Here is a 14,237-nt window from a genome sequence, read left to right on the forward strand (position 1 = left end):
CTATTGATTGGCATGCCACCAACTCGCCAGATGCTGCACATGTGGCGCCTTGAGGAGGGTGAAATGGTTGCCCGGCCCACGCCAGACCGTGAGGTCCGGGGCACAACGGCGCCAGCCGTCGACCATTGACTGCTGCTCGCGCTGGTTGCCCGCCGCGTCGAGCACCGGGTCGTCGGCCAGCACCAGACGCACCGCTCCGGTGTAGATCGCCGACGGCTGATAGCGGGTGCGCAAGGCGGTACCGAAAGCCCGCGCCGGCCCACGCATCGAGTCCACCGCCGAGCGTTGCGGCAATAACCCGACCCGCACCATCCCGGCATGCAGCAAGCGCATCTGGCCGGCATCGTCCTGCGCCGCGAAAGCGCCCCGATCAACCCCCAACGACTTACCGGCGGCCAGTTGCATGGTCTCGATCAGGCGCTCCAGAACCCCGATCGCCGTGTAGGGTTTACCGACCACGCCGTTGCCCCCCGGCGATTCGCTGTCGATCAGGGTCAGCGAAGCCACCTGGCGACCGCGCGCCGTCAGGCGCAAGGCCATTTCGAAGGCCACCCAACCACCAAAGGAGTGACCGAGCAGATGCACCGGCCCTTGCGGCTGCACGCTGTCGATGGCCCGCAGATAAGCCTCGGCGGCGGTCTCCACCAGGCTGTACGGCACTGTGCGACCATCCAGCCCGCGCGGTTGCAGGCCGTGGATCGGCCAGTGCGGACCGAAGGCATCGGTCAGGCCGATAAAGCCCGTCACGCTGTCGCCGGCCCCGGGTACGCAGAACAGCGGCGTGTGATCGCCACGGCCACCCTGGATCGTCAGCAATGGCTGGTGGACACTGCGGGCCGGTAGCGGACGACCGGCCAGACCGGCCAACGCCGTGTTGATCGCCTGCCCCAGGCCTTCGATGTGCGGCGCCTGCATCAGGCTCTGGTGATCGCCCGATACCTTGATACTGTGCAACTGGCTCAGCGGCAACACCTCGTCCCAACCCAGGTAGCCACTATGTGCCGGGGCGTCGTGGGCCCGCTCGCTGGCGGTGAACAGATGCACCGGCACACTGTTGGCATACACCGTGTAATGGGCCTGGGCGTGACCATGGGCAACTTCACGATCCAGGTACTGCCAGATAGCGTCGGTCCCATACACCTCGAGTGCCGGTGGCAGTACTCCCCCCTCGCGGCAACGCTGTAGCAACCCCTCGAAATCGAAGGACGGCAACGTCGCACGCAAGCCCTCAAGCAGAACCAGGATATCCGCCCCTTCCGGACGACCGTTCCAGAACCGCTCGCAGTGCTCCAGCAGATGCTGTCCGTGGGCGGTTTCCGGATTCCAGCGAGCCCGGCCCTGATCCACCAGGCGCGGCATATAGGTGTCGATCAGGCCGACAAACTCCACCTCTTCGTCGAGGCCAACCAGCTGGATGGCGATCTCATAGGCCAACAGCCCGCCAAATGACCAGCCGAGCAGGCGATACGGCCCTTGCGGCTGCACGCCGCGTATCAGCTTCAACAGACGGGTCGCCAGGCACTCCATGGTCTGCAACTGTGCTTGCCCCAGAGCCACGCCAGGCAGGCCATAGACCGGGATATCGTGGTCGATGTGCAGGCCCAGTGTCGGGAAGTACAAGTCCAGGCCGGTGAACTCGTGGACCAGAAACAGCGGTCGCTGGCTACCCGTGGTGCGTACCGGTACCACTTGATCGTCAACGCGCGGCGCGGCGGTGCGGCTATCCAGCAGCGCGGCCAGCGCCGCGACACTGGCGTGCTGGAACAGCTCGGCCAACGACACTGGCAATCCCGCCGCGGACAGCTGGCTGACCAGCCGCACGGCCAGCAACGAATGACCGCCCAGGGCGAAGAAGTTGTCGTGCCGACCGACCCGTTCCTGATCGAGCACTTCGGCCCAGACCCGCGCCAGCCGATGTTCCAGATCGCCCTGCGCGGCCTCGAAGGCGTGGGTTGCGAACTGATCCGCCTCCGGTGCCGGTAATGCGCGGACATCCAGCTTGCCGTTGAGCGTCATGGGCAAGGCATCCAGACGAATGCAGACACTCGGCACCATGAATTCCGGCAAGTCGGCGCCCAGTCGCGCCCGCAGGACCTCCGGCTCAGGTACTTCGCCGTCAGGCTGCACGGTGTAATAGGCCACCAGGTATTTATTCCCCGGACTGTCCTCACGGGCCACCGCCACCGCGTTGCGCACACCGTCATAGCGATGCAGGCAGGCTTCGATTTCCCCGAGCTCCACCCGGAAGCCACGGATCTTGACCTGCCCATCGTTGCGCGCCAGGTACTCGAGGCTGCCATCCGGTAGCCAGCGCGCCAGGTCACCGGTACGATAGAGCCGATCGCCGACGTGCTCGCCGAAGGGGTCGTCGATAAAGCGTTCGGCGGTCAACTCCGGCCGATTCAGGTAGCCCAGGGCCACCCCGGCGCCACCGATGTGGATCTCGCCGACCACCCCCACCGGCACCGGCTCGCGCCGGGCATTGAGCACATAGATGCGCGCATTGCCATTGGGTTTGCCGATCGGCAAGCTGAGTGTCCCCGGCGGAACCTCGGACACCGTATGGCAACTGGCGCAGGTAGTCGTCTCGGTCGGACCGTAGGCGTTGATCAGGCGTACCCCTGGCGAGCATTCGCGCACACGGCGGAACGACTCCGGATCGGCCCGTTCCCCCCCCGACATCACCAGGCGCGAACGCGCCAGCGCCTCGGGAATCAGACCGGCATAGAGGTTGAACAGCGCGGTGGCCAGGATCATCACCGTCACCTCGCAACGCTCCAGCTGTTCGGCGAAGGCCAGCGGTTCCAGCAGGGTCTGGTGATCGACAATCACCGACTGCCCGCCATTGAGCAGCGCCCCCCAGACTTCCCAGGTGCTGGCATCGAAGGCCGGGTTGGAAGCGAAGACGACTCGGTCCTGCGCGGTGAAGTCGTAGTAGCCATTGTCGATGACCAACCGCGCGATACCGTTATGAGTCACCATCACCCCCTTGGGCTGGCCGGTGGAACCGGAGGTGTAGATGATGCAGGCCGGCGTCGGCCCCGCCGTACCGTCTTCCAGCACCGGCGGCGCCTGATCCAAGGCCGGTGCCGTCAATACCAGGGTGTCCAGATTCACCCGCGGCGTGCCCTCGGGTACCGGCTGGTGGCTATGGGTCAGCAACAGCATGGCCGCGCTGTCCTCAAGCATGAAACGCAGACGGTCCTCGGGGGCCAGGTGATCCAGGGACAGATAGGCGGCCCCGCATTTGAGCGTCGCCAGCCAACTCACCAGCAGGTCCACCGAACGCTCCAGCAGAATCGCCACCCGGGCGCCCGGCACCACGCCCTGCTCGCGCAGGTAGTGGGCCAGCGTGTTGGCGCGGGTATCGAGTTCGCCGTAGGTCACCGTCAACTCTCCCTGGCGCGCCGCCAGCGCCCGTGGTCGTGCCGCTGCCTGGGCCTCGAACAGCCGATGCAGCCGTTGCCCCCGCGGATAGACACGCTCGGTGCGGTTGAAGTCGAGCAACAGCTGGCGACGTTCCGCCAGCGGCAGGATCGACAGATCATGCAGCGGTCTTTCCGGCGTAAGCTCCAGGGCTTGCACCAGGCTGTCCAGCGCCGCATGCATGTAACCGCAGATACGCTGGGCGCCAATTCCCGCCACCACCTGCACGCTCAGCACAAAGGCTTCGCCGAGATCGTCGATACTCAGGGCCAGTGGATAGTTGGTCCACTCGTCACCGCCCAGGCTTTCGATTCCGTTCCAGGCCGCCAAGGCGTCGTTGTCGACCTGCCCGCCACTGTGCCGGTAGTTGAGCAAGGCGCTGAACAGTGGCGCCGGAGCGGCTACCCCGCTGCAGCGCTGGGCCAGGGCCAGGGAAGCGTGTTCATGGCCGAGCAAGGCGCTCAGGCGCGCATGCGTCGCCCGGACACCGGCCCGGGCCCCCTGCGCGCCGACCTCGATGCGCAATGGCAAGGTGTTGATGAACATCCCCAACGCCCGATCCGCACCCTCGCCCCCTTGCATCCGGCCCATCAGCACGGTACCGAACACCACGTCCTCGCGACCGCTGACAGCGGCGATCACCTGGGCCCAGGCCAGGTGATGCAGGCTGGCGGCGCTGACGCCGAGCTGACGGGCACGCTGGCGCAAGCGCAGGCTCAGGGCCTCGTCGACCACCACGCGGGCCTGGTCGATGGCGCTGCCATTGCCCTGTACGTCGTGCAGGCCAAACGGCAAGGTCGATTCGTCGACATCACCGAGCATCTCGTGGAAGAAGGCTTCATGGGCTTCCTGGCTGACACCCAGGCGCGCCTGGGCCACATAGTTGCGGTAGGGCACCGCCGCCCCCAGTTGCGCCTGGCGCCCCAGCAGATAAGCCTGCATTTCGTGCTGCACCACGTCCAGCGCGACGTGGTCAAGAGCCAGGTGATGGTAGAGCAGCAAGGCGACCCAGCGCTGCCGGGCGGCGTCATAGGTACAGGCCAGACGCACCAAGGGTGCCTGGCGTACATCGAGCCGGTAGTGCAGCGGATCGAAATGCCCACGCAACTGGCTGGCGATATCACCGTCCTCGGCGGCAAAGGTCAATTTCTCCAGTACCATCGGCGCCCGGCGCAGTACTACTTGCAGCGGCTGCTCCAGGCCTTCCCACAATACGGCGGTACGCAGGATATCGTGGCGCTCGATCACAGCCTCGAAAGCCTCGACAAAAGCCGCCAGCCGCGCACGGTCCTCCAGGTAGAACAACGCCTGCTGCACATAGGGGTCGCCCTGCTCCGCCGCCAGGTGGTGATAGAGAATCCCCTCCTGCAACGGTGCCAGCGGGTAGATATCCTGCACATTCGCCGCACCGCCCGGCACGCTCTCCAGCACCCGGTCGATCTGCGCCTGGGTCAGGCTGACCAGTGGCAACAGCTCCGGGGTGATGTGCGCGCATCCCGGCGCGATCAGGTTGGCCGGCACCACGATCTCCGTGCTGACGCCCACCGCCGCCGCCAACGCCGCCAGGGTCGGCTGGCCGAACAACACCCGGACATCGGCGCTCAGACCGGCCTGGCGCATCCGTTCGATCAGCGTCACCGCCAACAGCGAGTGGCCGCCCAGCTCGAAGAAGTGGTCATGCCGTCCGACACGCTCGACCTTGAGCAATTCGGCCCACAACTGTGCCAGCACCCGTTCGGTTTCGCCTTGCGGGGCCGCGTAGTCACGGCTGATCAGTGCCGCGCCATCCGGCGCCGGCAGGGCCTTGCGATCGAGTTTGCCGTTCGGCGTCAGCGGCAAGGCATCGAGCCGTACATAGGCCGCCGGGACCATATACTCCGGCAACGCCCCTTGCAGATGGCCGCGCAGGCTTTCGATCTCCAGCAGCGTTTCGGCTTGTTGTGCCGTGAAATAGGCCACCAGGCGCTTCTCGCCAGGATTGTCCTCCCGCGCCAGCACCACGCTGTCCTTGACCCCGGGACAAGCGGCCAGACGGGCTTCGATTTCGCCCAGTTCGATCCGGAAACCACGGATCTTCACCTGGTCGTCGTTACGCCCGAGGTACTCGAGCGTGCCGTCCGGCAGATAGCGCGCCAGGTCGCCGGTGCGGTACATGCGCGCGCCTTGCCGCGCATCGAAAGGATCGTCGAGGAAGCGCTCGGCACTCAGCTCCGGACGGTTCAGGTAGCCACGGGCCACTTGCACCCCGCCGATATACAACTCACCGGCCACACCCAGCGGCACCGGCTGACGGTTGGCGTCGAGCAGGTAAATCCGCGTGTTCGCCACCGGTTTGCCGATCGGCGTGTTGTCCGGAGTATCTTCCAGCGGCCCGGCGCAATCCCAGGCCGTGACGTCCACCGCCGCTTCGGTCGGACCATACAGGTTGAACAGGCCAACCTGCGGCAACTGCTGCTTGAAGCGCCGAACCAGATGCCCGGGCAAGGCTTCACCGCTGCACATCACCCGCAACAGGCCGCTGTCCCCGGCCTCGCCATGGGCGAGGAACAGATCGAGCATCGACGGCACGAAGTGCAAGGTGGTGATGCCCTGTTCGCGAATCACTTGCCGCAGGTAGCCCGGGTCGCGATGGCCGCCCGGCCGCGCCATGACCAGCCGCGCGCCGTTGAACAGCGGCCAGAAGAACTCCCAGACCGATACGTCGAAGCTGAACGGGGTCTTCTGCAGCACCCGGTCCGAAGCGTCCAGGCCGTATTCGTCCTGCATCCACAGCAGGCGGTTGACCACGCCCCGGTGTTCGTTCATCACGCCCTTGGGCTGGCCGGTGGAGCCGGAGGTGTAGATCACATAGGCCAGATGTTCGGGACGGACCTCGGCCCGCAGCGGATTGCTGTCCGCCTGCGCGAGGAATCCTTCACGCTCGGCATGCTCGGGATCGAGCAATAGCACCGGCACGGCGCTGGTTGGCAGGACCGCGCGCAAGGCTTCCTGGGTCAGGACCAGCGCTGGAGCACAGTTCTCCAGCATGTAGGTCAGGCGATCACGCGGATAATCCGGATCCAGCGGCACATAGGCCGCACCGGCCTTGAGAATACCCAGCAGCCCCGCCACCATTTCCAGGCCGCGCTCGACACAGATCGCCACCCGGTCGTCCGGACCGATGCCCAGGCCGATCAAGCGGTGAGCGATACGGTTGGCCTGACGGTTGAGTGCGTCATAGGTCAGGCAGCCCTGCTCGGCCACCACCGCGAGCGCGTCACCGCAAGTGGCCACCCGCGCCTCGAACAGGCCATGCAGGGTGAGATCCCGCGGATAGGCGACCGTGGTGGTATTGAAGCCTTCCAGCAACTGCCCGCGCTGATCCGCATCCAGCAACGGAATCCGCGCGACCAGCGCCCGCTCATCGGCAACCATCCCGCGCAACATCGCTTCCAGGTAGCCGATGCAACGCTGCATGGTCGCTTCGTCGAACAACGCGGTGGCGTATTCCAGGCCACCGAACAGACGGTCACCGACCTCGGTCATGTCCAGCAGCACATCGAATTTGGCCGTGCGGCTGGTCACCCCGAGTCCTTGCAGAGTCATATCGCCGAGCGCCAGCTCGACCTCCTCGGTGTTCTGCCACGACAGCATCGCCTGGAAAATCGGGCTGTGGGACAGGCTGCGCTGGGGCCGGACCACCTCGACCACTTGCTCGAACGGCAGGTCCTGGTTGGCCTGAGCGGCCAGGGTCTGGCGCTTGACCTGTTGCAGCAAGGCTTCGACGCTCAGCGGCACCGAGAGCTCGACGCGCACCGCCAGGGTGTTGACGAAGAAACCGATCAGATCCTCCACCTCGGCGCGCGGGCGGTTGGCCGCCGGCGTGCCGATCACCACGTCATCCTGGCCGGACAACCGGCTCAGCACCGCGGCCCAGGCGGCCATGACCGTCATGAACAAGGTGGTGCCCTGGCGCTGGCTCAAGGCCTTGAGGTCACGGGTCAGCTCGGCATCGAGGGCCAGACCCAGCATATGCCCGCTGTAGTCCTGCTGCGCCGGACGTGGCCGGTCGCTCGGCAAGGCCAGCAACACCGGCGCGCCGGCCAGAGCCTGCTGCCAATAGTGCCCCTGGCGTTGCAGGACCTCACCGCTCAGCCAGCAACGCTGCCACAGCGCATAGTCGGCGTACTGCACCGGCAAGGCCGGCAATGGATCGTCCGCGCCCTGGCGGAACGCTTCGTAGAGCACGCCGAGTTCACGGGTCAGGACCCCGGCGGACCAGCCGTCGGAGATGATGTGGTGCAGGGTCACCAGCAACACATGGTCATCATCGGCCATGCGCACCAGCCGCCCGCGCACCAACGGTCCACGTAGCAGGTCGAAGCTTTCACCGGCCTCCTCGGCGGCGATGGACAAGAGCTCGGCCTCTGCCTCCGCCTGCCCGGCCAGCACGTGCAATTGCAGGCTGAAGCCGACATCGGCTGGAGCAATACGTTGCTCCGCGTCCTGGCCCGGCAGTTGGACAAAGGTGGTGCGCAGCGACTCATGACGGGCGACGATGCGATCCAGCGCACGCTTGAGGGCGATACGATCCAGGGCGCCGCGCAAACGCAGCCCGGCCGGAATGTGATAAGCGGCGCTGCCGCCGTCCAGTTGCGCGAGGAACCACAGACGCTGCTGGGCAAACGACAACGGCAAGGCCTGGTCACGGGATACCGGCACGATCGGCGGCTGGCTGCTGCCGGCGGCCTGCGCCAATATCCGGGCCAACGCCGCCAGTTCCGGCTGGGCGAAGATATCCGTCAGGCTCAGCTCGACGCCCAGGCGTTGACGCACCTGGGAAATCAGGCGCATGGCCAAAAGCGAGTGCCCACCGCGTTCAAAGAAGTGGTCGTGACGCCCCACCTGCTCCAGGTTCAGCAGGCTCTGCCAGATCTGCGCCAGGGCCGTCTCGGCGGCGCCTTGCGGAGCAACATGTTCGCGACTGGCAAAAGCATCGTCCGGCGGGGCCGGCAGGGCCTTGCGATCGAGCTTGCGGTTGGGCGTCAACGGCAAGGCGTCGAGCATCACAAAGGCACTTGGCAGCATGTATTCGGCCAGTTGCGGCGCCAGTTCGGCGCGCAAGCCGGCGGCATCCAGGCTCGCCTCGGGCTGGGCGACCACATAGGCCACCAGGCGTTTTTCTCCAGGACGGTCTTCCCGGGCGATCACCACCGCTTCCTTGACCCCGGCGCAACTGCCGAGACGCGCCTCGATTTCCCCCAGTTCGATACGGAAACCACGGACTTTGACCTGGAAGTCATTGCGGCCGAGGTATTCGATACGACCATCGGCCATATAGCGCGCCAGGTCGCCGGTTTTGTACATCCGCGCATCCGGGCCGGCGCTGAACGGATCAGCGAGGAAACGCTCGGCGTTGACCTGCTCGAGATTCAGATAACCTCGCGCCACGCCATCGCCCCCGATAAAGATTTCCCCGGCCACGCCGTACGGCACCGGTTGCTGATGAGCATCGAGCAGGTAGATGCGGGTGTTGGCCATCGGCTTGCCAATGGTTGCGTTACCGCTGCCTTCGCTGCCGGCCACGGCATCATGGGTGACATAAGCGGCGGTGCAGGACACCGTCGCCTCGGTCGGGCCATAGGTGTTGATCAACCGAGTGTGCGCTGGGCGGACTTCATCCCAGAGCCTGAGCTTCTGCGCCGACAGTGCATCGCCGGTGACGTTGATCAGGCGCACGTCGGCCAGGCGCTCTTGAGCGACCTGCGGTTGGCTGTGCCATTCGGCGGCCAGGGTGTGCCAGTGAGCAGCGGTCATGTGCAGGAAGGTCGGATGAATGCCGTGATCCTCCGTACCCTCGCTGCCAAAGATCTCCCGGCTTGGCGCCAGAGTGGCCCCGGCCAGCAGCGCCGGGAAGATTTCCTCCACCGACAGGTCGAAGTTCAAGGTGTTCTGTTGCAACACGGTGTCCGCCGGGCTCAGGCCGAACAGGCGCGCGGCATCGACGCTGTAGTTGACCAGACCACGGTGTTCGATCATCACTCCCTTGGGATTGCCGGTGGAGCCGGAGGTGTAGATCACATAGGCCAGGTTGCGCGCACCGAGGTTCGCCACCACGGGGTTGTCGTCACGTTCGGCAAAGCCCTGGCGCTGATCGTCGTCGAGCAGCACCCGCGGCAAGGCCAGTGCGGGCAAACGATCCCGCAGCAGGCGCTGGGTCAGCAATGCCGAGGGCGTACTGTCCTCGATCATGTAGGCCAGGCGTTCGGCCGGGTAAGCCGGATCCAGCGGCACATAAGCCGCACCGGCCTTGAGCACGCCGAGCAGGCCGACCATCATTTCCACGCCACGCTCGACGCAGATCGCCACCCGATCATCCGGACCGATGCCCAGGCCGATCAGGTGGTGGGCCAGACGGTTGGCCTGACGGTTCAGTTCGGCATAACTCAGGCGCTGTGCCTGGAAGGCCAGCGCAATGGCCTCGGGCTGTGCCCGGACCTGTTCTTCGAACAACCGATGAATCGTGCAATCGCGCGGATAAGGCGCCTCGGTGGCGTTGAGCCCCTGCAGCAGGTGCTCACGCTCGATAGCATCGAGCAACGACACCTGCTCCAGCACTTGCCGGTCATCGGCAACCATGGCTTCCAGCAAACGCTGGAAGTAACCCAGGTAGCGAACCATGGTGTCTTCGTCGAACAGCGCCGTGGCGTATTCCAGCGAACCGTACAGGCAACCTTGCGCTTCGCCCAGGTCCAGCGAGATATCGAACTTGGCCAGGGTCTGGCTCGCACTCAGGCTTTCCAGTTGCAGATCGCCGAGGGCAAAGTCCGCGTCGCCCATGTCCTGCCAGGTCAGCATCGCCTGGAACACCGGACTGTGGGACAGGCTGCGTACCGGCTTGATCACTTCCACCACTTGTTCGAACGGCAGGTCCTGATGCGCCTGGGCGCCCAGGGTCGCGGTCTTGACCCGTGCCAGCAGAGCCTCGGTCGTAGGGCGTTCGCTGAGGTCGACGCGGATCGCCAGGGTATTGACGAACAGACCGATCAAGCCTTCGACTTCACTGCGCGTGCGATTGGCCACCGGCGAACCGATCACCACTTCTTCCTGCCCGGCCAGACGTCCCAACAACGCCGCCCAGGCGGCCATGACCGTCATGTACAAGGTGGTGCCGTGCCGCTGACCGAGGGCCTTGAGGCCACGGGTGAGGTGTTCGTCGAAGACCACCGGCAGCGCGGCGCCGGCATAGTCCTGCTGCGCCGGGCGCACCCGGTCGGTCGGCAACATCAACAGCGCCGGGGCCTCGGCCAGGGCTTGCTGCCAATAGCCGCACTGCTGTTGCAGCAGCTCGCCACTGAGCCAACGACGCTGCCAGACGGCGTAATCCAGGTACTGCAGCGGCAAGGCGGCCAGCGGATCGTCCCGGCCCTGGCTGAACGCGGCATAGAGCGCGGCCAGCTCGCGGGTCAGCACGGCAATCGACCAGCCATCGGAGACAATGTGGTGCATGGTCAGCAGCAGGACATGGTGGTCCTCGGCCATACGGATCAGGCGGCCACGAATCAGTGGTCCCTGCTCCAGGTCGAAGGCTTGCACGGTTTCCTCGCTGGCCAAGGCCTGGAGTTTATCTGCGGCCGCCGGCAGCCCTTGCAAGTCGTGCAGTTGCAGGCTGAAGCCGGCGTCCGCCGAGCCGATCCGTTGCAATGGCTGTTCGTCAGCGCCGAGGATAAAGGTGGTGCGCAAACTTTCGTGGCGCGCAACGATGCGCTCCAGAGCCCGTTGCAGGGCCGCGCGATCCAACGTGCCGCGCAGGCTGAGGCCGCCCGGCATATGGTAGGCCGCGCTGGCGCCTTCCATCTGGGCGAGAAACCACAAGCGCTGCTGGGCGAAGGACAACGGCCAGCTCTGGTCGCGCGCCACCGGTACGATCTCCGGCAATGTGCTGCGCCCGGCCTGGGCGACAACCTGGGCCAGGCCCGTCAGTTGCGGGTGGGCAAACAGCTGCGCCAGGCCCAATTCGACGCCCAGGCGCTGGCGGATCTGCGAAATCAGACGCATCGCCAGCAACGAGTGGCCGCCCAGTTCGAAGAACTGGTCATGCCGGCCGACCCGGGACAGGCCGAGCAATTCTTCCCAGAGCCGGGCCAGGGCGATCTCGATATCGCCTTCGGGGGCCTCGTAGCCACGGCTGATGACCGCTTCGAGGTCCGGGGCTGGCAGGGCCTTGCGGTCCAGCTTGCCGTTCGGGGTCAGCGGTAGCGCGTCGAGCTGCACGTAGATGGCCGGGACCATGTACTCCGGTAGTTGCTCTTGTAGATGCCGACGCAGGCTGTCGATATCGACCGAGGTGGGCTCGGCGGCCAGGGTGTAATAGGCCACCAGGCGTTTGTCGCCCGGGATGTCTTCGCGGGCCGTGACCACGGCTTCGTGGATGGCCGGGTGTTTGGCCAGGCGGGCGTCGATTTCGCCGAGTTCGATACGGAAGCCGCGGATTTTTACCTGGTCGTCGTTGCGGCCCAGGTATTCGATATTGCCGTCCGCCAGGTAGCGACCAAGGTCGCCAGTGCGGTACATGCGGGCCGAGGTGTCCGGGCTGAACGGGTCCTTGAGGAAGCGTTCGGCGGTCAGGTCATCGCGGTTCAGGTAGCCTCGGGCCACGCCCGCGCCGCCGATATATATTTCACCCGGGACGCCCAGTGGGACGGGTTGTTGTTGCTCGTCCAGCAGGTAGAACTGGGTGTTGCCCACCGGTTTGCCGATGTGAGGGGCGAAACCCGCCTCGCGATCCATCGCCACCCAGCTGGAGTAGGTGGTGGTTTCCGAGGGGCCGTAGAGGTTGCACAGGCGTTGGACAGCGGTTTTCTCGAACAGGCTTTCCACCAGGCTGCGCTTGAGGGCTTCGCCGGCGACGTTGACCGTGTGCACCGATTTCGGCAGGCCGTCGACTTCCAACAGGGCCTTGAGGGCCGAGGGGACGGTGTTGATCAGGCCGATATCGTGCTCGCCGTGTTGCAGTTCCAGGACGTTTTTCACCACCTCGATGCTGCCGCCGGAGGTCAAGGGCGCGAAGCATTCGTAGACCGCCAGGTCGAAGTTCAGCGAAGTCGAGAACAACGTCTTGCTCAAGGCCGAATTAGATTGCCTGTGATCCAGCAGCCCCGCATTATCGTGGAGACCGTTGAAAGCAGCATGGGCCCAGGTCAGGAAGTTCACCGTGTTGCGGTGTTCGATCATCACGCCCTTGGGCAAACCAGTCGACCCCGAGGTGTAGATCAGGTACGCCAGGTGCGCCGAGGTCAGCCCCGGCACCTCTGGATTCCGGACGGATTCGTCCTGCCAAGTGCCTTGGTCGAGATTGATCACCGGCACCGAAACGCCCGCCAACAGGTCCTGGGTCGCGGTCTGTGCGAGAACGGCCGCCGGAGCACTGTCCTGCAACATATAGGCAATCCGTTCCGCCGGATAAGCCGGGTCCAACGGTACATAACCGCCGCCCGCCTTGAGGATCGCCAGCAAGCCGACGACCATCTCGGTACCACGCTCAACACAGATCCCTACCCGCGAATCCGGTTGCACACCCTGCTTACGCAAGGCATGGGCCAATCGGTTGGCCTGCTCATTGAGCTCGCGATAACTCAGGCGCTGCCCACCATGCACTACCGCCAAAGCATCCGGGGTACGCTCAACCTGCGCCTCGAACAAGCCATGAATGGTCTGCGCCCGCGGATACTCCAGTGCCGTAGCGTTGAACCCCACCAGCAACTGCTCGCGCTCATCGGCGGGCAGGATCGACAGGCTGTTCAACGCGGCCTGTGGTCGCTGTTCCAAAGCTTCCACCAGGCTCGCCAGGGCGGCCTGCATATAACCGCCGACCCGTTGAGCATCGATCTGCTTCACCGCCTGGAGCGTGAGCATGAAGTCCTCGCCCAGGTCATCGACGTTCAAGCACAACGGATAGTTGGTCCGTTCCTCCATGCTCAGGGTCTGGATCCCCTGCCAGGCCGACAAGGCCTCGGACGAGGCCACGCCACTGCTGCTGTGGCGATAGTTCAACAAGGTACTGAACAGTGGCAGCGAGCTCGCTACGCCGCTGCAACGCTGGGCCAGGGACAACGAGGCATGCTCGTGCCAGAGCAGGCTCGACAGCCGCTCATGAGTGGCCTTGACCCCGGCCAGCGCCCCCAGGGCGCCGACGCTGAGGCGCAATGGCAAGGTGTTGATAAACATGCCCAGGGCCCGGTCGCTGCCCTCGCCGCCTTGCATCCGGCCCATCAGCACGGTACCGAAGACCACTTCTTCACGACCCGAGAGCCGGCCCACCACCTGAGCCCAGGCCAGGTGCACCAGGCTCGCGGCACTGACCCCCAGCTGCCGCGCACTGCCGCGCAGCCGCAGGCTCAGGTCGTGGTCGAGCATCTGTTGCACTTCGTCGACACCACTGCCGTCACCCTGCACATCCTGCACGCCATAAGGCAGCGTCGGCTCGTCGATATCGCCGAGCCTTTCGCGGAAGAACGCCTCATGTTCCTGCTGACTGACCCCCAGGCGCGCCTGGGCCACGTGGTTGCGGTAAGGAACGGGCGCCGATAATTGCCCGCCCAGGCCTTGCAGGCTGGCCTGCATTTCCTGCACCACCACTTCCAGGGCAGTGTGATCCAGGGCCATGTGGTGGAACAACAACAGGCCGACCCAGCGCTGGTTGGCCGGGTCCCGGGCATAGGCAATGCGCATCAGCGGTGCCTGGCCAATGTCCAGGCGATAGTGACGCGGGTCGAAGCGCTCATGCAGTTGCTCCAGCACATCGGCCGCCGGCTCGACCGTCACCTCCTCCA

General features: G+C 65.4%; 1 protein-coding gene (running past one end of the window). It reads right to left on the bottom strand.

The window, feature by feature from the left end:
- On the bottom strand, positions 1-14,237 hold the end of the coding sequence (locus PFEN_RS19880; protein ID WP_191488513.1) for a non-ribosomal peptide synthetase. 16,759 nt of this gene lie beyond the right edge of the window; the window shows 14,237 of its 30,996 coding nt (coding positions 16,760-30,996); its start codon lies beyond the right edge, outside the window; its stop codon occupies positions 1-3.

Source organism: Pseudomonas sp. FEN (assembly GCF_904067045.1).
Classification (GTDB): Bacteria; Pseudomonadota; Gammaproteobacteria; order Pseudomonadales; family Pseudomonadaceae; genus Aquipseudomonas.